This is a genomic window from Streptomyces sp. NBC_00354, from assembly GCF_036106915.1.
Taxonomy (GTDB): Bacteria; Actinomycetota; Actinomycetes; order Streptomycetales; family Streptomycetaceae; genus Streptomyces.
On record NZ_CP107984.1, the window covers coordinates 61466 to 86140 of the forward strand.

Annotated in this window: 16 protein-coding genes; 8 read left to right on the top strand and 8 right to left on the bottom strand. The window is 73.4% G+C overall.

The window, feature by feature from the left end; translation table 11 throughout:
• Positions 1–568 precede the first annotated feature (568 nt).
• Positions 569–976: an XRE family transcriptional regulator gene (locus tag OHT74_RS41260; RefSeq protein WP_266674394.1), complete on the top strand. Its 408-nt coding sequence runs from the start codon at positions 569–571 to the stop codon at positions 974–976.
• A 205-nt stretch (positions 977–1181) separates the two neighbouring features.
• On the opposite strand, the gene OHT74_RS41265 is transcribed toward OHT74_RS41260, so the two are convergent.
• Together OHT74_RS41265 and OHT74_RS41270 are read right to left on the bottom strand one after the other, a co-directional pair.
• Entirely contained in the window at positions 1182–1418 is a 237-nt protein-coding gene (locus tag OHT74_RS41265) for a hypothetical protein (RefSeq protein WP_422070979.1), read from the bottom strand.
• An 87-nt stretch (positions 1419–1505) separates the two neighbouring features.
• Positions 1506–1973, bottom strand: a complete 468-nt coding sequence (locus OHT74_RS41270; RefSeq protein WP_328623552.1) for a hypothetical protein — start codon at positions 1971–1973, stop codon at positions 1506–1508.
• A gap of 272 nt (positions 1974–2245) precedes the next feature.
• Between OHT74_RS41270 and OHT74_RS41275 the strand changes: the two genes are divergently transcribed.
• Positions 2246–3160, top strand: a complete 915-nt coding sequence (locus OHT74_RS41275) for a C40 family peptidase (RefSeq protein ID WP_328623553.1) — start codon at positions 2246–2248, stop codon at positions 3158–3160.
• 99 nt (positions 3161–3259) lie between these two features.
• Here OHT74_RS41275 and OHT74_RS41280 read toward each other — a convergent pair whose 3' ends face one another.
• Both OHT74_RS41280 and gntD read right to left on the bottom strand, forming a co-directional pair.
• A complete protein-coding gene (locus OHT74_RS41280) occupies positions 3260–4537 on the bottom strand; it encodes an MFS transporter (RefSeq protein ID WP_266674388.1) in 1278 nt (425 codons plus the stop codon).
• Between the two features lie 66 nt (positions 4538–4603).
• The gene (gntD, locus tag OHT74_RS41285; RefSeq protein WP_328623554.1) at positions 4604–5695 is read right to left on the bottom strand and encodes a guanitoxin biosynthesis L-enduracididine beta-hydroxylase GntD; all 1092 of its coding nucleotides are present in this window, start codon (positions 5693–5695) and stop codon (positions 4604–4606) included.
• Positions 5696–5971: 276 nt separating this feature from the next.
• On the opposite strand from gntD, the gene OHT74_RS41290 reads away from it, so the two are divergent.
• Positions 5972–6094, top strand: coding sequence for a hypothetical protein (locus tag OHT74_RS41290; protein WP_266674384.1), 123 nt, complete (start codon positions 5972–5974; stop codon positions 6092–6094).
• 70 nt (positions 6095–6164) lie between these two features.
• On the top strand, positions 6165–7247 hold the full coding sequence (locus OHT74_RS41295) for a hypothetical protein (RefSeq protein ID WP_328623555.1): 1083 nt from the start codon (positions 6165–6167) through the stop codon (positions 7245–7247).
• Position 7248: 1 nt separating this feature from the next.
• Here the strand turns inward: OHT74_RS41295 and OHT74_RS41300 are convergent, their stop codons facing one another.
• Positions 7249–7650 (bottom strand): ACT domain-containing protein, encoded by a 402-nt coding sequence (locus OHT74_RS41300; protein WP_266674380.1) that lies wholly within the window; start codon positions 7648–7650, stop codon positions 7249–7251.
• Between OHT74_RS41300 and OHT74_RS41305 the strand changes: the two genes are divergently transcribed.
• From OHT74_RS41305 to OHT74_RS41315, 3 genes are all read left to right on the top strand, one after another.
• Positions 7615–14751: a non-ribosomal peptide synthetase gene (locus OHT74_RS41305; RefSeq protein WP_328623556.1), complete on the top strand. Its 7137-nt coding sequence runs from the start codon at positions 7615–7617 to the stop codon at positions 14749–14751. The two genes, OHT74_RS41300 and OHT74_RS41305, sit on opposite strands and share 36 nt — an antisense overlap.
• On the top strand, positions 14748–18068 hold the full coding sequence (locus OHT74_RS41310; RefSeq protein ID WP_328623557.1) for an amino acid adenylation domain-containing protein: 3321 nt from the start codon (positions 14748–14750) through the stop codon (positions 18066–18068). Before OHT74_RS41305 ends, OHT74_RS41310 begins: the two co-directional genes overlap by 4 nt.
• 120 nt (positions 18069–18188) lie before the next feature.
• Positions 18189–18347, top strand: coding sequence for a hypothetical protein (locus OHT74_RS41315; RefSeq protein WP_328623558.1), 159 nt, complete (start codon positions 18189–18191; stop codon positions 18345–18347).
• Between the two features lie 376 nt (positions 18348–18723).
• On the opposite strand, the gene OHT74_RS41320 is transcribed toward OHT74_RS41315, so the two are convergent.
• On the bottom strand, positions 18724–21003 hold the full coding sequence (locus OHT74_RS41320; protein WP_328623559.1) for a D-alanyl-D-alanine carboxypeptidase: 2280 nt from the start codon (positions 21001–21003) through the stop codon (positions 18724–18726).
• Positions 21004–21430: 427 nt separating this feature from the next.
• Here OHT74_RS41320 and OHT74_RS41325 point away from each other — a divergent pair, with 427 nt between their 5' ends.
• Positions 21431–22489, top strand: a complete 1059-nt coding sequence (locus tag OHT74_RS41325; RefSeq protein ID WP_267003483.1) for a vWA domain-containing protein — start codon at positions 21431–21433, stop codon at positions 22487–22489.
• 62 nt (positions 22490–22551) lie between these two features.
• Here the strand turns inward: OHT74_RS41325 and OHT74_RS41330 are convergent, their stop codons facing one another.
• Entirely contained in the window at positions 22552–23664 is a 1113-nt protein-coding gene (locus OHT74_RS41330) for an ABC transporter substrate-binding protein (protein WP_328623560.1), read from the bottom strand.
• 28 nt (positions 23665–23692) lie between these two features.
• Positions 23693–24661 (bottom strand): immunity 49 family protein, encoded by a 969-nt coding sequence (locus tag OHT74_RS41335; protein ID WP_328623561.1) that lies wholly within the window; start codon positions 24659–24661, stop codon positions 23693–23695.
• Positions 24662–24675: the final 14 nt, after the last annotated feature.

A 24675-nucleotide genomic window follows, 5' to 3' on the forward strand; every position in this document is an offset into this window, starting at 1 on the left:
CACCCTCCCACCCCGGCAACATATGGACAGGTCAGGACGGAAGTCCGGCTTCAAACCCGCCAGTTGACGTACCGTCGAGAACGTGCTGAATTCCGGCTAAGAGGTGGAGTTGGAAGGTGATAATGGGTAACCTAACCAGTACGTAGACCAACTTGGAGCATGTGGGGGATCTCATGAGCAACACCCGTTGCGCCGTCAGTGCGTTCTTACCCGTCGGGCTCGCGCCACGCGTCGCGGCACCACCGCCCGCAACGGGCTCTGCACCATCGGATCACCCAAGTCAGCCATGTGCCGGATCCCCGCGGACCGGAATACATCGATGCTGAGCGCCGACCGCTGACCGCTGGTCGGCACGCCCCGCCCCACCCGCGCTGGTACACGCTTCCCGGCGGGTCGGGAACACACCACGAAGCGTTCGCAGCTCGCCGAGACCGAGCGTCCCTTCCGTCTGCCCCCCGTGGCAGTACGCGACAGCCAGGTCCTGCGGGCACACCCCGACACCCGTCGCCTGAACACGCGACCCGCCACCGGACGGGCGCGTAGTCAGGGCAACGAGGGAGACCTGACCATGCCTTCTGACACCACCACGCCCCCCGTCGCCCTCGCCAAGAGCGTTGCCAGCGCCGAAAGAGCCCACGTCGCCACCGTGCGCATGCACATCAGCGAGATCGCCCGCTTCCTCCAGGAGAACCTGGGGCAGCGCCTGACCGCGCGGATCGCCAACATCAGCGATCCCAAGCAGGTCGGCAAGTGGGCATCGGGCGACACCACACCCCGACCCGAGTCGGAGCAGCGCCTGCGCGCGGCCCTGCAGGTCTTCCAGCTCATCCAGGACGCCGAAAGCCTCTACACGGCTCGTGCGTGGATGATCGGCATGAACCCGCAGCTCGAGGACGAGGCGCCGGCCCAGTGCATCGCCGACGGCAGGATGCGCGACGTGATGGTGGCGGCCCGAGCTTACGTCGACGGCGGCTGACTCCCCGCGTACCTGCTCGGGGCGAAGAGCGCTGCAGTCGGCCGGACGGGCCGACCGCAGCGCTCAGCCCGCTCAGCCCGCTCGGCACCGAGGCTCTACTCGTGATCGATCAGGATGACCTGCCCGAAGTATCCGCCCGGGCCCTTCATCTCGTCGGAGAACGTGACGCCCAGGCGCGCTTCGGCGGCGGCGATCTCCTCCTCCGTCAAACCATCGCGTCAGGCAACCGCTCGCGGGGCGTCCGCTCCAGCAGCTCGAGGTCCGCCGAAGGGGCCGATGCCACCCCGGGCACCGGGTCGGGGAGCTGCCGCCAGGGCTGGGCCCGGGCGCCTTCGACCAGAACGAGCACCCCCAGGTCCGGGTAGCCGATGGCCGGTTCCCGCAGCACGGGCTCCCAGGTCACGAAGTCCTGTACCGAAGACGAACGTCCTTGATCAACCATGCGCAGACCGTACGCGCATGGAGTCCGTGTTCCGGGGCGGCAGCCACAGTGACGGGCGCTGTGGAGCGGGCCGCGCGCCAACTCCTCTCACGGCAGGTCGGTACGTCCCAGCCACGCTGGTTTCACCGGCACGCCATCCTCGTCCCGCTCCACCGCCACCGCCGCCGTTGACGGCGGTGGCGGTGGCGGGGACTCCGGCGCCGGTATCGGCGTCGGTGTCCTGGCCGACCGCGCCTCAGCCGCGGCTGGTTCACCGCTGACCCGTTCCGCCGGTGCAGGGCGGTCGGTGTCGTCCAAGAGTTCGGCAGCGGAGAAGCGGGTGGCGTGGGACTGCCACGCGCCGTCGACAACCAGCAGAAATCCATCACCGTCGCGGAAGAGGCGGCGGCGCTTGGGGCTCCTGGGGTGCTCCGGCGTGTAGGCACGCGCCCGCCGCTCCAGCTCCGCCAGAGCCGTCTCACGCCCACCCTCCACGTGCGCCATCACGTAGGCCTCGGTGTGTTTGTGCTCGCCCGAGCCGACCGTTGTCTCCAGGATCAGTCCCCACGTCGTCATGCCCGGCTCCCTTCCCTGTTCCATCGAGCAGTAGCAGAGCGGCAGATGTGATGTGACGAGGATTGCCGTCGGCGGTGGCCGCCGAGACGGTTCTGCCCTCGCGTCCTGCCGCCTCCGGTCCGGGGCGCGTGAGGCTCATGCCGCGGTACGGAAACCGCTTGCAGCAATTTTCGCTCGCGGACTATCTGCACCGGCATCGCACTGCTTGAATGGCCGCCGCCAACTGGCCCTCATCTCAAGCCACTTGTGGCACACGAGCCCAGGACACCGCCATGCCTACGCGCGTCAACCTCCCACCGCGGCGTTCCCTCCCCGCCCTGCGCTTCGCCGCGCTCCTCGCCATGCTGGCCTCCGTCATCGTCTTCTTCTCCGGCGCCCCGCCGGCCCATGCGGCCCCGGCCTGCGCAGTCCTGTCCTCCGGGGCCGCTCCGCAGGCCAGATCGGCTGTGAACGCCGCCTGCGGCTTGATCGGGACCCCGTACGCCTGGGGCGGCGGCCACGGTGGGCAGCCGGGCCCCACGTACGGGATCTGCGACCCCTCCAACGGTGCCCCGAACGACTGCCACGTCCGTGGGCTGGACTGCTCCGGAATGGTCCGCTACGCCTACTACCTCGCAGTGGGTACCGACGTCATCAACGGAGTGACCAGAACCCAGTGGACCTCCTCCAGGGCGGTCGCCAGGTTCTACCGCAGCGACGGCACCGCACCGCTGCTCCCCGGCGATCTGGTCTTCTTCGGGAACACGCCCTCGACCATCCATCACGTGGCGATGTACCTGGGCCAGGGCTACATCGCCGAGGCGCCGTACTCCGGCGGCCGCGTCCAGGTCTCCGCGCTCTCCTCGCACGGTGACTACTACGGAGCGATCCGCCTCTACGGCCCGGGAGGGGGGTCCCCCGAGCCGCCCGGCGGCAGCCTGTACTGGGTGGACACGTTCGCGGACGCCCCCGTCTACGGTTCGCCGACCGGCACGTCCAGCACGGGCACGCTCCGCAAGGGCACGAATTACGTGTTCTGCAAGGCCTGGGGGCGCGAGGTGCGCAGCGGCAGCAGCTTCAACCACTGGTGGCTGAAGACCGACCCGGACATGGGTCCGGCCGGGCAATGGGTATCCGCGTACTACCTGTCCAAGTGGGGCAACGACGTCGCCAAGGACAACAACGGCACCGTCATCCCCGACTGCTGAACCGACCGTGACGTGCGGCCGGCCCGGCGGATGGTCTTCCGTCGGGCCGGCCGCACAACACGGCAGTGCGTGAAGCACCGTAGGTTCAGCGTCGCGGTGTCATGCCACGGCTCCGGGCTGTCCGACGGGCTGGGCGGCGGGTTCGGCGGGCTTCTGGTCCTCGGCGTCGGCCGGGGCCGCCGTGAGCGTTGCGCGGGCGGAGAGGAGCGCGGGGCCGCACAGCGCGAGCGCCAGGAAGATGCCGCCACCGGCGATCACGAAGACCAGTCGGGCGTGGCTGTCGGGGCTGAGCAGGCTGCCGGCCAGGTAGCCGGCCGTGCTGCCGAAGAAGGCGGCGGAGGACAGCGTGCCGCCCACCCGGCCCAGCACCTCGGCGGGCACGGCCTTCTGCAGCAGCGTCTCCTCGCCGACGTTGGCCACACCGTTGCCCAGGCCCGCGATCAGCTGCATGGCGATCGCGGCGAGCAGCACCGGCGCGGCGGCCGTCAGCAGCAGGCCCAGGCCGGTGAAGAACCAGCCCGCCAGCAGCACCCACACGGGCGAGCGGCTCTCGGCGGTGCGGACCAGCCACAGCGAGGCGGCGACCATGGCGACGCCGAACGACGCGGACAGGATGCCGTATCCGGTCTCGCCGGCGTCCAGGGTGTGCTCGGCGAGGAAGACCAGCGCCAGGTTGTCGAGCGAGCCGAAGAACAGGCCGAGCAGGAGCAGCAGCACGATGGCCCGGGACACCCGGTGGTGCCGTACGAACTTCAGCCCCTCGACGGTGTCGCCCAGCAGGGTCCGCCGCTGGCCGGTGCGCAGCGGCTCCAGCGCCGGGATGCGGGTCAGCAGCAGGGCCGAGACCACGAAGCTGCCCGCGTTGACGGCCAGCGCGCCGTACTCGCCGCCCCAGGCGGAGAACACACCGCCGAGGACCGGGCCGAGCGCGGCCTGGAGGTTGAAGGCGGTGCCCATCCACGCGTTGGCGGGCATCAGGTCCTTCTCGTCGACCAGGCGCGGCACCACCGTACGGCCGGCCGCGGAGAAGACGGTGGAGGCCGCGGCGGCCACCGCGACCAGCGGCACGAGGACGGCGAGCCCGGGCCGTGCCAGTACGACGATCCCGAAGACCAGGGCCTGGACCAGCTCGGCGGCGATCAGCAGGCGCCGCACGCCCATCCGGTCCGCGAGCGCCCCGGCGAGCGGTCCGAAGAACCGCGGCACGGACTCGGCCAGGAGGATCAGCGACACACCGGTTCCGGCGTGGTCACCACGGCTGACCAGCAGGACGAGCGCCACCATGGCTGCGCCGTCGCCGACGAGCGAGACCGCGCGCGCCAGCCAGAACCGGCGGAACAGCCGGTGGCGTCGGATCAGATTGGGTTCTGCGGCCAAGGCCTTGAATCCTTTCAAGGGGAAAAGGGTCGGTCCGGGCGCGGCGTGAGCGCTTGCGGCAGTGGGTCAGACCACGGCCCGGCCGTGGTCGCCGAGCCGGGATCCGGCGCTGCGGCGCAGATCGGCCGTGAGGTTGATGCGCTTGAGCCAGCGGTCGGTGCCGTCGTAGCGGGGCGTGAACGGCCGGCGGCCGTGCACCGCACGCTTGTTGTCGATGACGAACAGGTCGCCGCGGCCGATCACCACGTCGGTCAGCTTCGCCTCGATCGCGGCCAGCAGTGCGTCCTGCGCCTCCGCGGCCTGCGGGTCGAGCGGGTTGGTGTGCATGAACGGCGGGTCCACGCGCAGCCACGGGGCCGCGGGGTCGCCCTCCAGCAGGGCAATCTGCTCGGGCCGGTTCGCCATGGTGTCGATGCGTCGGAACTGCTCGGCTCCGGTGGCATCCGCCGCTTCGGCGGCGCCGGTGGCCACGTTGAAGCTCTTGGAGTGCGACTCGTCCGGAAGGATCGCGAAGCGCTTCTCGAAGAGGACGGCGCGGTGCTCGTCGCTGAGCTCGATGTCCTCCATGGCCGCGAAGGTCGTGGGCACCGCGTCGTGGTTGCGCAGGCCCAGCAGGATCATCCAGTCCGCGCGGTGCGGGTGGAAGGCGTCCTCGGTGTGCCAGTCGAGCATGGCGGTCGATCCCGAGCCGAGCTGGCTCAGCTCGTGCCCGGGCACCGGGTACAGGTCGAGGAGCAGCCGGCCGCGCTGCTGGCTGCTGAACGAGAACGGCTCCCCGAGCAGGGAGCCGACCAGGGACAGCACCGCGTCCGCGTGCCGCAGTTCGGGGCGGTCGGGGCGCTCCTGGTAGCTCATCGGGGTGGGGCCCAGCGCGTTCTCGTCGATGAGCAGCCCGCTGATCAGGAAGCCCGCGTGCGGGGACCCGGCCAGGCGGAACTCGGTCATCAGCCGCCGCAGCGAACGCGGCAGCTCATGCGCCATCAGGGCGGCGAGCTGGAGGGATCGCCGGGCATCCAGCGAGGCCGAGGCCCGCGCGTACTCGTGGGCGAGTGCGGCCACACTGTGGCGCTCGTCGGGCAGGAGTTCGATGCGCGGGACCCCCGGCCCCGGCTTTGACGGCGCGGTCGGTGCGATGACGGCCGGTGCGATGGTCTGCATGGTGGTCCCTTCCTCAGGAGACGTGGAATTGCCGCAGCCTCTCAGGATCCACTCGAATCGCACTCAAGGACTTTCACGCGTCACGTCGTTCCCACCATTGCACCCTCGCCGGTTGTCCGGGACGCGGGCTCCGGCATCTTTCAAGCGGTCCTGTAGCGAAGCGAGTTGTTCTGTTCTCGGGAAAGGCCGAGGCCCCAAGCGGGACCGGCCCCGACCACGCCGGACCCCGCAACCCGCGGCTACCGGAGCTCCACCAGAACACGACGAGGAGTCGATGTGACCGAGAACAAGCTGGACCAGCAGTCCGTTCAGGCCAACAACAAGCCGGTGGCCGAGAAGAAGCCGTCGATCAGCTCCCGCATCAGCAAGTACGGGAAGTACGACCGCCTCGAGGGCTGAGTTCGAGTCGTGGTCCGGGGTGTGAGTGAACGGCACTCACACCCCGGCACGCCTTTACAGGGAGGTTTCCTTGAGCACTGCACAGCTCGTACCGATCAGCCCGGAGCAGTTCCGCAAGGTGTTCGGGGGTGACCTCGCAGACGTCTTCCTCCTGGTCACGTCGCCGGGCGTGCGCAGCGCGCTCACCGTCGAGACCAGCACCGTCCCGGTACAGGAGTTCACCTGGACCGGCCCCGACTCCCGCGCGGGCCTCATCGCCGAGATGGCCGCCATCCGCGCCTCCGGCCGCCGTGCCTCCGTCCTGTGGATCGCCGACGACGAGTTCGTCCACTTCGACGACGAAGACCTCGTGGGCATGGCCATGGGCGCCTTCTCCAGCTTCTCGGTGCCCTTCTCCGAGGAGAGCCTGCGCAACAACGTCCGCGTCGTCGCCGATGTCGACTACGAGCGCGAGCTCGGCATCGAGGAGGAGTTCCTGACCCTCCTCGACCAGGCCGACGACATGCTCTTCCTCGGCCGCGAGTTCGGCACCGAGGCCGTCTTCCAGCACCAGCTCTCCGAGCACTGGTTCTCGCTGCACGGCCCGCTCCTGCCCGGCCAGCAGGTCGTCCTGCCCACCGGTGAGCTCAGCTCGCTGGTCAACGCCTCGGGCGAGTTCGAGCTCCACACCCACTTCACGCTGAACGGCGACATCACCCTCCAGGGCGCGCCCATCGTCCACCGCGGCGGCCATGAGACCAGCCTCGCCGAGACCGAGCAGGTCTACCGCGACCTCGCCTCCATGGCGGACCAGCCGGCGATCATCACGCTGGCCGAGGGCCGTATCACCGCGGTCCGCCCGGCCGTCGCCGGACGCACCGAGTTCGCCGTCAACCTCGAGAAGCTGCTGGCCAAGGACGACCGCTACGCCAAGGTCCACGAGATCGGCTTCGGCACCAACGCCAGCTGCTCCCCCCTGCTCTCCGGCAACCACTTCGCCAACGAGCGGCACCCCGGTGTGCACCTGGGCCTGGGCCTGGGCACGTTCACGCAGTTCCACATCGACCTGATGAGCACCGCCATCGACGTGCTGATGCGCGGCGTGGACGGCCGCGACGTGGAGCTGTTCCCGGCGCTCGGCGTGGCGCCGGCGCGGATTCTCACCGGCGTCTGAGTCAGTCCGACGACAGCACGTGCCCGGCCGCTTCCAGAGCGGTCCGGGCCCGCTCGTACTCCCCGGCAGGTACGAGTACGAGGTCCGCGTCGAACGTCGACGCGGCGAACACGCCGATCCCGGCCCCGGCCAGCGGCACCAGCACGCTCGCCAGCATGCCCGGCAGGTCCAGGGAGTGTGCGCCGGTCCCGTACAGCCCGCGCCACGGACCGCTCGCTCCGGACGCGCCGGGCAGCCGCTCGGCGCACACCACGGTGAGCCCGTCCCGCGCCCGGGTGACCGAGGACCAGGGACGGCCGGGCAACGGGGGCACGGGGGCGTCCGCCGGCAGGCGGTGCACCCACAACCGATCAGGGAGGACGTAGAAGTGCTGCGCAACGATGGTGACGGAGAGCTCGGCCATGGGGACGACCCTAAGGCGTCGGCCGCGGAGGCCGAGTTCTGGCTCCCGCGCCTGAACGGCGCCTGGCGCGAACCCCTGCTCGAGCCCGCGGGCGCGCCCGGCGCCGTCGCCGCACCGCCCGGCCGGGTGGCCCCCGAAGCCGCCGCCGCCCTGCACGCGATGACCGGCGGGGCCCCCGAAGGCCTGCTGCTGCTCACCGTCGCCGCCGCCCGGATCGCCCTCGCCCGGCTCACCGGTTCCACCGGGTCCGGTGCGCCGGGGCGGGTGCCGGTCCTCGTACCGGCCCTCGGCACACCGTCCGGCGGGGCCGAGTTCGCGCTGCTGGCCCCGCTGGACCCCGCCGCGCCCGCCACCGACTTCCTCGAGGCCCTGCACTCCGAGCTGGAGCAGGCCTCCGCCCGCCCCTGGCAGGACCGGGACGCGCTCAGCACCCGGCTGGACGCCGTCACCCCCGGCACGGGCTCCGCCCTGGCGCAGCTCGCCGTCGTCTGCCCGGCCCTGTACGGGGACCGCACGCCGGCCCCCCGGGCCGCCCTGGTCCTGCGCGCGGAACCGGGCCCGGACGGCGCACTGTCGGTCACCGCCCACGGCACCGCCGGCCTCACCGCGGCCCTGCCCCGCTGCGTGGCCGCCGTACTCGAGGCCCTCGCCGCCGACCCGCGCCGGACCCCGGCGGAGACGGACGTGCTCGGCGCCACCCAGCGCGCCGAACTCCTCGCCCTCGCCGAGCTGCCCGTCCCCGCGGCCTTCGAGGCCGCCACCCTCACCGCCCTGTTCGAGGAGTCCGCCCGGCGCACCCCCGACTCCGTCGCCGTCACCGGCGAGGGCCGCACCCTGACCTACCGGCAGCTCGCCGCCGAGGCCGGGCGGGCCGCCGCCGCGCTCACCGCACGGCACGGCATCGGCCCCGGCGACGCCGTCTGCGTCATGGCCCCGCGCGGCGCCGACCTCGTCACCGCCTTCCTCGCCGTCCTGCGCACCGGCGCGGCCGTCGTCCCCCTCGAACACCGCCACCCCGCCGCGCGCGTGGCCCTGCTGGCCCGGCTGAGCGGCGCCCGCCTGGTGCTGCGCGCCGAGGGGTACGGCCCCGCCGACGAGGAGCTGCCCGTCCCGGTGGCGGGCCTGACCTCCCTGCTCGCCGCAGCGCCGGCCGACGCAGACGCCCGCGACGCCGCCGAGCCCGGGACCCCGGCCATGGTCCTGTTCACCTCCGGATCCACCGGCACCCCCCGCCCGGTCGCCGTGTACCACGACCAGCTGTGCCACAAGATGCTGACCGAGATCAGCGCGCTCGGCATCGACGCCGCAACCCGCACCGCCCTGCTCTCCGCGATCACCTCCGACGCCACCGCCTTCCAGGTCTTCGCCACGCTCCTCGCGGGCGGCACCCTCGTCGCCGTCGGCGACCCCGACCGGCTCGACCCGCACGCGCTGTGGCAGCGGGTGCGCGACGGCGAGGTCAACCTCGTCAACTGCGTGCCCGGACTCCTGTCCGTCCTGCTGCGCGCCCTGCCCGAGGACGGCGAACTCCCGCTGCGCCACCTGCTGCTGGGCGGCGACACCATCGCCCGCGGGCTGCTGCCGCGTACCGCCGGACGGCTGCGCATCGCCACCTTCGCCAATCTGTACGGGCCCAGCGAGGCCACCGTCGAAGCCACCATGTTCATCCGGGACGGCGCGCTCGCCCAGCGGCTCGACCGGGTGCCGGTCGGCCGCCCCTCGCCCGGCTACGGCGTGTTCGTGGTCACCCCCTCCGGCGAACTCGCCCCGCCCGGCGTACCGGGCGAGATCCACGTGGCCGGACCCGGCGTCGCCCCCGGCTACCGCGGGGACACCGAGGCCACCGCCGCCCGCTTCGGGCGCTCCCCGCACGCCGGGGACGCCCGCGTCTTCCGTACGGGGGACCAGGGCCGCTGGAACGCCGAGGGCGAACTGGAGTTCCTCGGCCGCGCCGACGGCCAGATACAGGTCTTCGGCACCCGGGTGGAGACCGGCGAGGTCGAACAGGCCCTGGTCCGGCACCCGGAGGTGATCGAGGCCGTGGTCGTGCCCCGCACCGCCGCCGACGCCACCGTGACCCTGCACGCCTGGTACGTGGCCCGCCCGCAGGCGCCCGGGGGCGCCCCGCTCGCCCCCGACGCCCTCGCCGCATGGCTGCGCGAGCAGCTGCCCTCCCCGATGGTCCCGGCCGGCCTGCACCGGCTCGAGACGCTGCCGCTCACCGTCCACGGCAAGGTGGACCGGGCCGCGCTGCTCGCGCTCCCCACCGCTGCGCAGGGCCCCGGATGGCAGCCCGCCGACGCCCTGGAACAGCTCGTCCACGACGCCTGGGCCGAGGTGCTGGGCCACCCGCCGCACTCCGCCGACGAGGACTTCTTCAAGGCCGAGGGCCACAGCCTGGCCGCCGTCCAGCTCGTCGCCGCGCTGTGCGAGGGCACCGGACGCCCCGACGCGGCCCGCGTCCACGACGTGCTCGACCTGCGCACCCCGGGGGCGCTGGCCTCCGTACTGCGCGAACGCGGGGCGCTGCCCCGGGACCCGGCTGCGCACGCCGCGGCCGAGGCCGCCGCGCGGGCGCCCCGGTCCGGGAACACCTTCCCCGCCTCCAACGCCCAGCGCCGGATGTGGCTGCTGGACCGGCTGGACGAGTCGCCCGTCCCCCCGTACACGATGGTCGAGGCCTACCGGCTCGACGGCCCCGTGGACGAGAACCGGCTCGCCGCAGGCGTCGACGCGCTGGTGGCCCGGCACGAATCCCTGCGGACCGTCCTGCGCCACACGCCCGGGGGCCTGACCCAGGTGATCCTCGACGCGCCCTCCGCGGTCCTCGCCGTCGAGCGGGACACCACCGTGGACGAGGCCTTCGCACGGGCCTGCCGCCACCGCTTCGACCTCGCCGAGGGCCCGCTGGCCAAGGTCTCCTGGCTGCCCGACCCCCGGTCCGGGAACGGGCCGGCGACGGGCGGCGTGCTGCTGTTCACCGTGCACCACGCGATCTGCGACGGCTGGTCCTTCGGCCTGCTGATGCGCGAGCTCGTGCGCTCGCTGACCGGCCCGGCCGCCGCGCAGGAGCCGGCGCCCACGTACACCGAGCACACCGACCGGCTCGCCGCCCGGCTCGCGGGCCCGGCGGGCGCGGAGCACCGCGCGTACTGGCAGGAGCGCCTCGCGGGCCTGCCCGAACCGCTGGAACTGCCCGCCGACCGGCGCCGCCCCGCCGCCCGCAGCGCCGCCGGCGGCACCGTACGCCTCACCCTCGACCCGGAACTCACCGGCGCGCTGGCCGAGCTGTGCCGCGCGAACGCGGCCACCCCCTTCATGGGCTTCACCGCGGCGCTGCGCGTCCTGCTGTGGCGGCTGTGCGCGCAGCCGGACGTACTGCTGGGCACCGTGGTCGCGGGCCGGCCCGACCGGCGGTCCGCCGAGACGGTCGGGCTGTTCGCCAACACCGTGGTCCTGCGCACCCCGGTGGACCCCGCCGGCTCGTTCCGCGAGCTGCTGGCCGCCGTGCGCACCACCGCGCAGGAGGCCATGACCCACCAGGAGTACCCGTTCGAGCAGCTCGTCGAGGACCTCGCGCTGCCCCGCGACCCCAGCCGCAACCCCGTCTTCGACGTCCTCGTCGAGACCGTCCTCGACGACGGCGCCGCAGCACCCGGCGGCACCGGCCCGGCCGTGCGCCACCTCGATCTCGAACAGCCGGTCAGCGACTTCGACCTGGCGTTCAGCTTCCTCGACGCCCGGGCCGGGGCCCCGGGCGAGCTGTGGGTCGGCTACACCGACGACCTCTTCGACCGGGACAGCGCACGCCGCATGGGGGAGCGGCTGGTCCACCTGCTCGCCGGGCTGCTGGCCGGCCCCGACGCCCCGCTGCCCGGGATCCCGGTCCTGCCCGCGGCCGAGCGGCGCTTCCTGCTCGACGAGGCCAACGACACCGCCGCCCCCTTCCCCGAGCACCGGACCCTCCTGGACCTGGTCGAGGAGCAGACGGCGGCCGGCCCCGACCGGCCGGCCGTGGTGCACGGCACCACCGTCCTCAGCTTCGCCGAGCTCGACGCCCGCGCCGAGGCCGTCGCCGCCCGGCTGCGGGCGGCCTGCGCCGCGGGCCCGGGAACGCTGGTGGCCGTGGTCACCGAGCGGACCGAGTGGATGGTCGTGAGCGCGCTCGCCGTCCTGAAGACCGGCGCCGCCTTCGTCCCGCTGGACCCCGAACAGCCCGGCGACCGGCTCGCGTTCGCCCTCGCCGACAGCGGGGCGCTCGCCGTGCTCGCCGACGGCCCGTACCACGCCAAGACCGCCGCCCTGACCGGCCTGCCCGTCCTCGACCCGCGCGCCCCCGCGGAGCCCGGCGCCGCCCCTGCCCCGCTGCCGCCCGCGCACCGGGCCGGTCCGCACGACCTCGCGTACGTCATCTACACCTCGGGCTCCACCGGCCGCCCCAAGGGCGTCATGATCGAGCACCGCGGCATCGTCAACACCGTCCACTACCGGGCCGGCTACTACGGGTTCGGACCGGACGCGGCCGTGCTCCAGGTGCCGCCGCTGCACTTCGACAGCGGGGTCAACGACATCTTCTCCGCGCTGATCGCCGGCACCCGGGTGGTGGTCCTCGGCAAGGACCGCCTCCTCGACGTCGAGCACGTGGCCGAGGAGATCGGCCGCAACGCGGTCACCCACATCATGCTGGTCCCCAGCCTCTACCAGCTCATGCTGGAGCGCTGCGCGCCCCGGCTCACCTCCGTCCGCCAGATCGTCCTGGTCGGCGAGCGGCTCCCCGAGGCCCTCGCCGCCCGGCACGCCGACCTGCTGCCCGACACCGTCCTCTACAACGAGTACGGGCCCACCGAGGACAGCGTGTGGACCACCGTCCACCGGATCACCGACCCGGGCGCCGACGTCCTGATCGGGCACCCCATCGCCAACAAGACGGTCGACGTCGTCGACGCCCACGGCGACCTCGCCCCCGTCGGCGTCCCCGGCGAGCTGTGCATCTCCGGCGCAGGCCTGGCCCGCGGCTACCTCGGCAACCCGGAGCTGACCGCCGACCGGTTCGTACCGCACCCGCTGCGCCCCGGCCGGCTCATGTACCGCACCGGCGACCGCGCCGCCCGCCGGCCCGACGGCAACCTGCTCTACCTCGGCCGCATCGACGACCAGGTCAAGATCCGCGGCCAGCGGGTCGAGCCCGGCGAGGTGGCGGCCGTCCTCGCCGAGCACCCGGACGTACGGCGCTGCGCCGTCATCGCCGTGCCCGACGAGCGCGGCGAACTCGGCCTCGTCGCCTACGTGGTGGGCGCCGCCGCCCCGCACACCCTGCGGGCCCACCTCACCGAGCTGCTCCCGGCCGCGATGGTCCCCCGTACGTACGTCGCGATCGACGAGCTGCCGCTGAACCCCAACGGCAAGCTCGACCGCCGCGCACTGCCCGCCCCGCCCCGCGAAGAGCCGCTCGCGTGCGCGGACCTGAACCCCACCGAGGAGCGCGTGGCCAAGATCTGGGCGGACGTGCTCGGGACCCCGGTCACCGACCCCGAGGCCGATCTGTTCTCCCTCGGCGGCCACAGCCTGACCGCCGCCCGCCTCGCCGCGGCCCTCCAGGAGGAGTTCGGCGTCCGGGTTCCGCTCGTCACCGTCTTCCAGCAGCAGACCGTACGGGCCCTCGCGGCCGTGCTCGAGCAGCCGGACGGCATCCCGCTCGGCGCCCCGGCCGCCCCGGCGGCCGTGCCCCTGCTCGCGCCCGCCCCCGACGGCGCCGTCCTGCCGCTCTCCCGCGCCCAGCGCCGGATCTGGATGGCCTCCCGGACCAGCCGCAACCCCGTCGCGCTCAACATCAGCGACGCGGTACGGGCCGGCCGGACGCTCGACCCCGGCGTACTGCAGACGGCCGTCACCGCCCTCGCCGACCGGCACGAGGCGCTGCGCACCCGGGTGGCCGCCGTCGACGGCACCGTCCGGCAGATCGTCATGGACCGCCTGCCCGGCGGGCCGCCGCTGTCCGTCCTGCGCATCGACGGCACCGACGAGGCGCTCGCCGAGGCGGTGGACGCCGCCCACAACGCCCCGTTCGACCTGGCCGCAGGCCCGCTGTTCGCAGTGCGGCTGCTGACCGGCCACCCCGGCGGCGACATCCTGGTGATCACCGCCCACCACATCGTGTACGACGGCGACAGCGCCGCCGTCGTGGCCCGCGACCTGCTGGCCGCGTACGACGCCCTCGCCGCCGGACGCGAACCGTGGGACGGCCGCCCCGCCCACCCGTACCGCGACTGGGTGGCCGAGGAGGCCGCCTGGCTGGAGGGCCCCGACGCCGCCCGCCAGCGCGCGTACTGGACCCGTACCCTCGCCGGGCCGCTCCCCCGCCTCGACCTGCCGGACGCGGGCCCGCGCGAGGGCGCCGGACAGCAGGGAGCGGGACTGGTCCACCGGGCCCTGCCCGCCGCCGTGCTGCACGCTGCTGCCCGGTCCGGGGGCGCCACCCCGTTCGGCGCCCTGCTCACCGCCTGGGCGCTGGTGCTGCACCGCCGTTCCGGCAGCGCCGAGGTGGTCATCGGCTGCCCGGCCGGCACCCGCGACCGTGCGGAGACCGCCGAGACCGTCGGATGCTTCGTCAACGCCCTGCCGGTGCGACTCGCCCCCGGCGAGGCCGACAGCCCGGCCGAGCTGCTGGTCCAGGTGCGCAACCGGCTGGCCGAGGCGTACGACAATGCCCGCTTCCCCTTCGACACCATGGCCGTGGAGATCGCGGAGCGGCCCGCGCGCGGCCGCCGGCTCCTCTTCGACGCCGGACTGAGCTGGGAGACGCCCGAACGCTTCGAGGGCGGGCCCGAGTTCCTGTCCGCCGCCCCCTCGCAGACCCCCCTCACCGACGACCTGCGGATCTACGCGAACGAGCGCGACGGCCGGGTCCTGCTCGAACTCGCCTACGACCGGGCGCTGTTCCCCGAGGTCACCGCCGAGGGGCTGCTCGACGAGGTGGTGGACCTTCTGCACCGCCACCCGTCCTGGTCCCCCGCAGCCGAGGACCGGCCGGCGCCGCCCCACCCGGCCGCCTGCCCTGCCGAAACCGACCGACCGCACACCGCAGGGAGCGTAAGGCCTTGACCGCAGTACCGATGACCCGCCCGGGAGCGGCGGTGACCGCCTGGCAGCAGACCCTGGCCGCACTCAACGACACGGCCGCGCCCGTCCCGCGGGGCCCGGTGGCGCACCTGCTCGCCGAGCGCGCCCGCCCGGTCGCGGACCGGCCCGCCGTGCTGGCCCGCGACCGGGACCTCACCCACGGGGAGCTGCACGGCCTCGCCGAGGCGCTCGCGGTACGGCTGCGCGAGCGCGGGGCGGGGCCGGGCGTCCTGGTCCGGGTCTGCCTGCCGCGCTCCGCCGAGCTGGTCGTCGCCGTCCTCGCGGTGCTGCGCGCCGGAGCCGCGTACGTACCGCTGGACCCGGACCACCCGCCCGAGCGGCTCGCCCAGCTCGTCGAGAGCGCCCCCGCACCGATCACCCTGACCAGTGCCCGGCTCGCCCACCTGTTCCCCGCACCGGGTGTGCTGGAGGTCGACCTGGGAGCGCCGGGCGCCGTCGGCCCGGCCGTGCCGCAGCCGGGCGGGCCGCAGCCGGGCCCGGCCGACCTCGCGTACGTCATCCACACCTCGGGCTCCACCGGCCGCCCCAAGGGGGTGGCCATCGAACAGCACTCCCTGGCCAATCTGCTGGAGGCCACCGCCGTCCCCTTCGGCCTCGCCCCGGGCCGGCGCGTGCTCCAGTTCGCCAGCCCCGCCTTCGACGTCTCGGTGTGGGAGATCCTCGCGACCCTGTGGGCGGGGGCGGCCGTCGTCGTCTTCGACGAGCCCGTCGCCTCCGCCGAGGCCCTGGCCGCACTGGTCCGCGAACGCCGCGCCGACACCGTGTTCCTGCTCGCCGCGCTGCTGGCCCAGCTGGACCCGGCCGCCTTCCCGGGCGTACGGACGGTCGTCACCGGCGGCGAGTCCTTCAGCCAGGCGCTGGTGGACCGCTGGGCCCCGGGCCGCGACCTCATCTACGTCTACGGGCCCACCGAGGCCACGGTGTTCCAGTCCTGGCACCGGTGCCTGCCCGGAGCCCCCGGGGAGCCGGCGACCGTCGGCCGCCCCATGGCCAACCTGCGCTACTCGGTGCGCGACGGCTCCGGCGCACCGGTCGGCCCCGGCGTCGAGGGCGAGCTGTGGATCGGCGGCGCCGGCGTGGGCCGGGGCTACCTGGGCCTGCCCGACGCGGGCGCGCCACGCTTCGTACCCGACCCCGACGACCCCCGCCCCGGGGCCCGGCTCTACCGCACCGGCGACCTGGCCCGCCACCGCGAGGACGGCACCCTGGACTTCCGCGGGCGCGCCGACCGGCAGCTGAAGATCCGCGGCTTCCGCATCGAGCCCGGGGAGGTGGAGGTGGCGCTCACCGCTCTGCCGGGCGTCGCGGCCGCCGCCGTGGTCGTGCCCGAGGGGACGGCGCAGCCGCTGCTCGCCGGGTACGTGGTCACCGACGGGCCGCTGCCCGCCGACTGGCGGGCCAGGCTGGCCGAGCGGCTGCCGTACTACATGATCCCGGCAGCGGTGATCCCGCTGGACCGTTTGCCGAGCACTCCCAACGGCAAGATAGACCGGCGCAGCCTTTCCGCCCGGCCCCTCCCCACGGGCCTCCCGGCCGCTGCTGCCCCGGACACGTCCGCCGGGCTCGTGCCCGCGGGCGATGCGGGTGCCTCCCGCGGTGCGGCGGTTCCGTCTGCCGGGCTGCGGCCCGCGGGGGATGCGGGTGGGGCGGCCGACCACGTCCGTGCCGTGCTGCGGGCTCTGTTCTCCGAGGCGTTCGGCCAACCGGTCCCGGACCACGGCGACTTCTTCCTGCTCGGGGGCAACAGCCTCAAGGCCGCCTCCCTGGCTGTGGAGGCAGCCCAACGGCTGTCCGTGCCGGTCCGCGTCCGCGACGTGTTCGAATGCCCGAGCGTCACCGACCTCGCCGACCGGCTGGCGCCACGCACCGCCTCGGCGACGGCCGAGGCCGAGGCCGTGGCCGTGGCCCCGGCGGTGGCCCCGGCCGGCCCGGCCGGGGGCGCCGACGGGTCGCAGGGCGTCAGTGGGGCTCAGCGGTGGCTGTGGCTGGAGGACCGGACCCGGGGTACCGGGGCGCGCGGGAGCGCCGCGTACCACGTGCCGATGTTGCTGGAGTGCCACGGCGCCGCCGATCCCGAGGCGCTGGGCGCCGCGTTCGCCCGCCTCCAGGAGCTCCAGCCGCAGCTGCGCACCGTCTTCCGCGAGGAGTGGGGGGAGCCGGTGCCCGCCCCCGCGTCCGAGCGCGCCCGCCTGGCGGTGCTGGACCTGCCCGACGAGGCCGCCCGCGCGGCCGCCGTACAGGAGTGGGCCCACGCGCCGTTCGACCTCGCACAGGGGCCACTGGTGCGGGCCGCACTGCTGCGCCGCCCCGGCGGCCGGGACCGGCTGCTGGTCGTCCTGCACCACATCGTCGGCGACCAGACCTCGCTCGAGATCATCGCCCGGGCCCTGGCCGGGACCGGTCCGGACCCGGCTCCGGGACTGCCTGGCCGCGCTTCGTACGAGTCGCCCTCCGGGGACGAACTCGCTTACTGGCGGAGCCGGTTGAGTCCGCCGCCGGCTCCGCTCCCGCTGCCCGTCGACCATCCGCGCACCGGCCCGGCCGGCCGGACCACCGCGGTCACGGCCGTGCACCTCGACACCGCCGAACTCGAGGCGCTGGAGGAGCTCGCGCGCAGCCGCCGTACGGGGCTGTTCCCGGTGCTGGCCGCCGCCGTCGCCGCCACGCTGCACGAGGCGACCGGCGCCGGCGACATCAGCCTCGGCACGGCCGTCAGCCGGCGCCCCGCCCTCGGGCCCGGCCCGGCGGAGGCGGTGGGCTGCATAGTCAACACCGTGGTCCTGCGGACCGCCGTACAGGGCGGATCGCCCTGCGTCGCGCTGGTCGACGACCTCGCGGACCAGGCGGTCGGCGCGATGGACCACGGCGGACTGCCTTTCAGCGAGCTGGTGCGCACCCTGGACCCGCCGCGGAACCCGGGCCGCAACCCGTTCTTCGACGTGTGGGTGACCCTCTGGGACGAGATCGACACCGGGCCGGGCGCGCTCCGGCTCACCGGCGGCGCCATCCCGCTGGTCGAGGGGCTGTTCGAGCTCTCGTTCCAGTTCTCGCGTTGCTCGAGCGGCCTGAATCTGCTCCTCCAGTACGACTCCGCACTCTACGAACCGGGCACGGCACAGGGACTGGCCGAAAGGGCCGCCCACGCCGCGCGCCGGCTGGCGACGGCCGGCCCGCAGACCCCGGTCGTCTCGCTCACGCCCCGGGTGGAGGCGCCGCAGCCCCCCACCGGCCGTCCGGCGTTCGCAGGGTTCTCCTGGGGGGCCACCACCCGGCCCTGAACGCTGCGCTCCACCGGCCACGCCGGGGCTCGCGCCGAGGTCGGCGCGGCCGCCGTGACCGCCCAGATCCCCTTCGTGCGGAGCCGTATCGGCGCCGCACCCACCGGAAGGCAGGAACACATGACCGAGTACAACCTCCCGAGCGACACCGCTGCCGACTCCGCCGCTCCCGCCGCCGCGCCGGCGCCGCGCCGCCGCTTCACCGTCCAGCGCGGCGGCTGCGGCTGCGAGGGCAAGCCCTCCCCCACCGCCCAGCAGAAGCCCGCGGAGAACGGCTGAGCGCTGAAGAAGCGCGTCAGGCGACGGCAGGGCGCCGGGCGGCGAGGCGGGCCCAGGCCCTGGCCCGCCGGCGCCCTGCGGTCCACACCAAGGCGAACGTGCTCCCGTCGCCGGAGTGACCGGCCACGCGTACTCCCGGAACGCCGGCAGTCTCGACGGCTTCGACCTCGTCATGTGCACGGGCACGGGCACGGTGCCAGTGCTAGGGAGTGTCGTCAAAGTGGCGTCGGTCGCCCGAAGGGCGGGGCTGGCGGGGCCTGGTGCGTGCGATCGCAAGGCGGAGGAGGGAATCGACGCGGAGCGTCGGTGACCGACGACAACGCGGCGAGCGTGCGTGCCAGGCCCCGCCAGCCAGACGGGACTTTGACGACACGACCTAGCGCAGGCGGGTGACCCGGGTGGCGAAGGAGGGTTCGGCCAGCTCGGTCCCGACCGCCACGGGCACGCTCTTCGCGCCCTCCCCCTCACCGGCCGTGAGGACGCCGACCTCGGTGCCCGCCTTCGCGGCGTGCGGGGTCCCGGAGGCCCCCGGCCGCAGGGTGAGCTTCAGCTGCTGGCCCGGTACGCCGATCAGGTTCAGGTCCTTCGTGGCCACCAGCGGGGTACGGCCGCCGAGGCCGTCGTCCACGTGGCCGACCGTCTGGCCCTTGCGGACCACCGGAGCCGCGTCGAGCGCCTGCCGCACCGCTTCGATGATCTTCTTGCTGTTGGCCAGCACGAGTTTCAGGCTGTTCTCCCCGTTGAGGTCCGGGCCGTCCGCGTGCTGGTCCATGAGCGTGCCGAGGATCAGCGGGGTCTCGTCGCCGACCGACTTGTACGCAGCCCACATCAGCGTGCCGCCCGCGGGGGTGCTGGACCCGGTCTTGATGCCGCGGATGCTCAGGCCGTTGGCCGAGAGCAGGGTGTTGTTGTTGAGGAGCGTCTTGGACAACCCCTTGATCTCTTCGTTCGGCAGCGCGACCACCGCACGGAACGCCTCGTCCTTCATCACGGCCTCGGCCAGCTTCAGCTGGTCGGCGGCCGTGCTGACGGTCGCGGAGTCCAGACCGCTGGGGTCCGTGTACGTGGTGTTCTCCATGCCGAGCTCCTTGGCCGCGGCGTTCATCTTCGCGACGAAGGCCGCCTCGGAGTCGGTGCCGGCATCCCAGCGCGCCAGCAGCCGGGCGATGTTGTTGCCCGAGGGGATCATGAGCATCTTCAGCATGTTCTGCTGGCTGAACTTCGTACCGGCGACGAGCCCCTCGACCCGGGACTCGTTGTCCGAGTTGCCGTCCGCCACTGCCTTCGCGTCGATCTCGATCTGGGGGCCGGCCTCGCCCTTGCGGAGCGGGTGGCCCTTGAGGATCACGTAGGCCGTCATCACCTTGGCGACGCTCGCCGTGGGGACGGGCTTCTGCTCGCCGAAGGTGCCGATGTCACCGGAACCGGGTACGCGTACGGCGCCCTGGCCCTTGGCGGGCCACGGTACGGAGAACTGCCCGTCGAGGGTGTGCACCTGTTCGGCCGCGACGAGCTGCGGGGCGGGCAGCGGGCGCAGCAGCTGCCCGCCGGTGGCCGCGCCGGCCAGGAGCAGCAGGATCGGGGTCCAGATCTTGACGCGCCGGACCGCGGTGCGGCGCGGGGTCTCCGGCGGGGGAGTTGTGTTGGTGAGTTCGGCCAGCAGATCCAGCGGGGGCTGCGGGGGCAGCGGGACCTCGCGGGTGGGCTCGACGACCTCCGCGGGAGCCGTGGCCGGGGCCGTTGCCCGGGCAGGGGCAGGGGCAGGGGCAGGGGCAGGGGCAGGGGTCCGGGCCGGGGTCCGGTTCTGCGGTACGGCTTCCGGCCAAGGGGCCTTCTTCGCCGGGGCGTCCAGCTCCTTCAGGGCCACGAACTGGCTGGTGCGCTCCGCGTCGGCCTCGGCCGCGCCGTCCCGAGCCCAGGACGGCACAGGCCGGGTCTCCCGGCCCGCGTCGTCCGCCGGACCGGCCTCCGCGGGCTCCTCGGCCTCGGCCGCCTCGGCCGCCTCGGCATCCTCGTCGGGCGCGCCCTCGTCCTGGCCCGCAGCACCTCCGCCGTCACCCCCGTCTCCGGCCTCCGTCTCGGGCTCGGGTACGTCCCCGCCGGCGACCTCCGGCTCGGGTGCGGGCGCGTCGGTGGCCTTCGCGTCGGGCTCCGCCTCCGTGTCGGGCCGTGCTTCGGTCTCGGGAGCGGTCTCGTCGGCCTCTGTCCCGGCCTCGGAGCTGTCTTCGGCCTCCGCGTCGGAGCCCGCTTCGGGCTCGCCTTCCGCCTGGGGCTCCACGTCAGCCTCCGGCTCCGGCTCCGGCTCCGGCTCCGGCTCCGGGTCAGCGTCCGGGTCCGGGTCCGGCTCCGGGTCCGGGTCAGCCTCCGGCTCGGCTTCGGCCTCCGGCTCCGCGTCGGCCTTCGCCGCGGGTTCGTCCGGCGCGTCCTCCTCGGGCCCGGTCTCCGCGGCGCCGTCGGCCTCGGCCTCCGCGTCGGCCTCGGCAGGGGTTTCGGCCTCTGCGCGCTCCGGGGTGTCCGAGCCGCCGGTACCGGGGGGCGTGTCCTGCGCACCGGGATCCGTTCCCGGTACCTCGGTCGCTTCCGCCTCCGGAGACTCCGGGGTGCCCGGAGTCTCCGGGGTGTCCGGGGAACCGCCCGCCACCGCTACCGCCTTCATTCCTGCCCCGCCTTGCCACTCACCCCCGGGCGGCAGCCGCCCGGTTCTTGCCGATACCGTCGGGCGAGGCCCCCGCAGGAGCCTCGCCGACCGGCTAGATGTTCGCCGCGCCCCGTCCGTTCCCGGAGCCGGATCCTGTGACCGTCCGGTCATACTCCGGCCCCGGACAGCAGCTGATGGGCGGGTTGGTCGGGTGGGGCAGCCGTCATCGGCAGCTGCGCCTCGCCGGACCTGCCTCGGCTCCTCGGCTGGCATCGCTGTCATCGGAGGGCGGCACGGAACACCGGTGTCCGGCTCTCGTCGCCGTCTCCCTCCCAGGGCCGTTACCGGGGGCCCGGCGGGCGGGTGATTGGCCGTCAGGCTCATTGTCAGTGGCTGCTCATAGTGTGGAGACATCACTCGGGGAGCTCGGAGAAGGAGCAGAATCATGTCCGCCAACAAGATCCAGCACAAGGTGAATCACGTCGCGCTGGTAGTGGACTGTTCGGGTTCCATGCATCAGCACCAGAGTCAGCTCATCCGTGTCGTGGACGAGTTCGTGGCGGGCCTGAAGGCCGAGTCGGACAGCCTGGGTCATGAGACCCGGATCAGTCTCTACTCGTTCGACCACAAGGTGGAGAACCTGGTGTGGGACATGGATGTGAAGCATCTGCCGTCCATGCGGGGTCTGTACAAGGTCAACAATGGCGCCACCGCTCTCATCGAAGCCTCGCTGAAGTCTCTGGACGACCTGGGCCACATCTGGGAGGCGTACGGCGAGCACAGTTTCCTCCAGATCGTGGTGACGGACGGCGAGGAGAACGCCTCCGGCGGCGACCGGCGGCACGACGGCGACATGGCCATCCTCGGCCCCTGGCTCGACAAGATCGCGGCGAAGATGGGTGCGCTCCCGGGCCACTGGACTTCCGCGATCCTCGTTCCGAACTCGCTGGCGAAGCGGACCGCCCAGAACTACGGCTTCCCGGCCGGCAACATCGCCATCTGGGATGCCGATTCGCAGGAGGGTGTCGAGGAGGCGATCGGTACCGTGCGCGCCGCCGCCACCAGCTTCCTCCGCGGCCGCGAGAAAGGCGTGCGCGGTACGAAGAACCTGTTCGCGGTCGGCCAGGACATCTCGGTCGACGACGTGCGGGCGAACCTCGAGCCGGTCCCGGCCGACAAGTACCGGCTCCTGAAGGTCGACACGGAGGTCGAGATCCGGTCCTTCGTCGATTCGCACCCGGGCGTGACGTACGAACGCGGGTCCTGTTACTACCAGCTGGGCACCCGGGTTCAGGTTCAGCCCGACAAGGAAGTCATCGTGGTCGAGAAGGACACCGACCGCGCATACACGGGCGACGCGGCCCGCAGTCTTCTGTTCGGCACGGGCATCCAGGGGACCGTCTCCGTGAAGGCGGGGCGCAATCCCAAGCTGGAGGTGTACGTGCAGAGCCGTTCGGTGAACCGGAAGCTCAAGCCGAAGACGCGTCTGCTCATCATGCTGTGAAACCAGGGGGAGCGGCGCCGAGGTGCCTCATTCATGTGCACCCCGGCGAAGTCCCGGGCGGCTCAGCCGGTGTGGAGGATGCGGAAGCGACCGGGTTCCGCCGGGTCACGGTCGACGACTTGGACCGGTGTCCAAGCCCATTGCCACACGCTGATGCCTGGTGTGCGGGAGAAACGGATCTGCCCGCGGGTGCCTTCGACTGCGACGCGCGGCCAGGATTCGGCAGTGCGCGCCCGGTCCGCGCCGTTGGATCGCAGCACATCGGCGAGGACGGCGACCGTGTCGTAGCCCTCGAAGGCGACGAAGGAGGGCGCTTCGCCCAGCCGCTCACGGAGGGCCGTCCCGACTCGTGCGCCGAGTGGGCCGAGGCGCTCGGGCAGGTAGCGCAAGAACGGGATCGCGGCGCCGTCCTCGCCCAGCAGCGTCGCCCATTCGGCGAACTCCGGCTGCCCGGCCGGAGCACCGATCAGGATCTCCGCGAGGCGCTGGTCGCGGCGGACGGACGTGACGATCGGCACGGCCGGCTCCGGGTGGCCGGCCAGGAGAAGGACGGCTGTCGCACGGTGGTCGACGAGTTCGTCGCACACCGCCGTGGGGGTGAGCTCGCTCATGTCGAGTTCGATGACCGTGCCGCCGCGTGGAGCGAGGTAGTCCCGCAGGATGCGGGTCCCGGACGCCCAGTAGACACTCGGCTGGGCTGCCACGGCGATGCGGCGGTGGCCCGCGCCGAGGAGGAAGTCAGCGTAGATCTGCCAGCCGTGGGACTGCGCCGGTGCGAGGCGCGCGACCCACTGCGTCGGCTGTTCGGTGAGCGCGTCGAGAACCGCCGACGAGCAGAGGAACGGCAGGCCGAGGGCGTCGGCCCTGGCAGCGGCGGCGCGAGCGACGACGCTGTGGTACTCCCCCGCCAGGGCGGCCACGCCCAGGCGGGCCAATTCGTCCACGGCCGCCGCGGCCCTGTGTGGATCGGCCGCGGTGTCCCGGACCACCAGCTCGAGCGGTCGCCCGAGGATCCCGCCGGCGTCATTGACTTCGCGAACGGCCAGCTCGAGTCCGGCGAGCAGGTGTCGGCCTGCCTCGACCCAGCCGGGCCGGGTCAGCGGAACGAGAGCGCCGATCCGGACGGCTGATCCGTCAGTTCGCTCCGCTCCGGGCCGCGATGGTGGCGTATTCATGCGTTGCTTCTCCCGAGTGGCGAGATGACTACGTGGCGGTCCAATGGCTCAGGGCATTCCCGTCGGCGTCCGCTGCTCGCTGCAGCGCATCCGGGGAGCCCAGAATGCCGAGCGGCAGGTAGCCGGACCGGACGGCCAGGTCCCACCCGTGCACCTGGACTGCAAGGGCGGCCAGGGCGAGGGTGCCGAGCGGCAGCAGGGTCCGGGGAGCGGGATCGGGGCCCAAGCTCTCCCGGTGCTCGATGAGCCGGGCCGCAAGTGCCTGTTCGAACGCTTGCCGGTCGTCGTCGAGGAGTACGCGAAGGAGACGCTGATCCCGTGTCAGGGGGCCGACTGCGTCGAGCCTTCGGGCAGCCTGTGCGCGCTCGTCGGCGTCCGGCTTGCAGAGGGGCACGGTGGGCCAGTGGCGGGGCAGGTGGCCGCTTGCCCGGGTCAGGTAGCCGCAGAGTGCGTCCATCGCCGCGAGGTCGGCCGGGTCCGACGTCGAGTTCAGCCTCGAGTAGGGCACCCCGTCGTGGATCGCGGACGCGTAGCTGTTCCGCAACAGCAGGCCGATCACCTTCTGCCATTCCCACACCAGGCCGCTGACCATGCACGTTTCGAACGTGTCGATCCACGTCCTGGCCGTGGGGGCCTTCCCCTCGGGGTCGAGCTCGACGACGTCGCCGAAGGCGATGTCCTCGCTGCTGAGGGTCTCGCCGATGAGCGGGAAGAGGATCTCCTGGTCACCGTGGGGGAAGCAGCCGAGGCTCAGCAACCCCAGGGAGCACTCTGCTGCGGTCCGCAGCGCCGAGCGCGCCGACTCGTCGAGCGCCGGGTCCTCCACCGTACGGGCGGCGACGTGGTCGAGGAGTTCGTCCTGCATCTCCTGGAGCTTCGCTGGGGATGGGTCGTCGTAGCGCATGTCGTACCACCGGGACCGGGTCCGCCGGCTGATGTCCTCGAGCGCTCGGGCCATGCGCTCTCCGCTGACCTCGTGGCGTGTTTCGTCCTGCACGGCTGTCGCCCCTT

Excerpts from the sequence above, each read along its gene's own strand:
- OHT74_RS41260 (WP_266674394.1), top strand. The coding sequence starts at position 569 with ATGCCTTCTGACACCACCACGCCCCCCGTCGCCCTCGCCAAGAGCGTT.
- OHT74_RS41265 (WP_422070979.1), bottom strand. The coding sequence starts at position 1,418 with ATGGTTGATCAAGGACGTTCGTCTTCGGTACAGGACTTCGTGACCTGG.
- OHT74_RS41270 (WP_328623552.1), bottom strand. The coding sequence starts at position 1,973 with ATGACGACGTGGGGACTGATCCTGGAGACAACGGTCGGCTCGGGCGAG.
- OHT74_RS41275 (WP_328623553.1), top strand. The coding sequence starts at position 2,246 with ATGCCTACGCGCGTCAACCTCCCACCGCGGCGTTCCCTCCCCGCCCTG.
- gntD (WP_328623554.1), bottom strand. The coding sequence starts at position 5,695 with ATGCAGACCATCGCACCGGCCGTCATCGCACCGACCGCGCCGTCAAAG.
- OHT74_RS41300 (WP_266674380.1), bottom strand. The coding sequence starts at position 7,650 with ATGGCCGAGCTCTCCGTCACCATCGTTGCGCAGCACTTCTACGTCCTC.
- OHT74_RS41315 (WP_328623558.1), top strand. The coding sequence starts at position 18,189 with ATGACCGAGTACAACCTCCCGAGCGACACCGCTGCCGACTCCGCCGCT.
- OHT74_RS41320 (WP_328623559.1), bottom strand. The coding sequence starts at position 21,003 with ATGAAGGCGGTAGCGGTGGCGGGCGGTTCCCCGGACACCCCGGAGACT.
- OHT74_RS41325 (WP_267003483.1), top strand. The coding sequence starts at position 21,431 with ATGTCCGCCAACAAGATCCAGCACAAGGTGAATCACGTCGCGCTGGTA.
- OHT74_RS41330 (WP_328623560.1), bottom strand. The coding sequence starts at position 23,664 with ATGAATACGCCACCATCGCGGCCCGGAGCGGAGCGAACTGACGGATCA.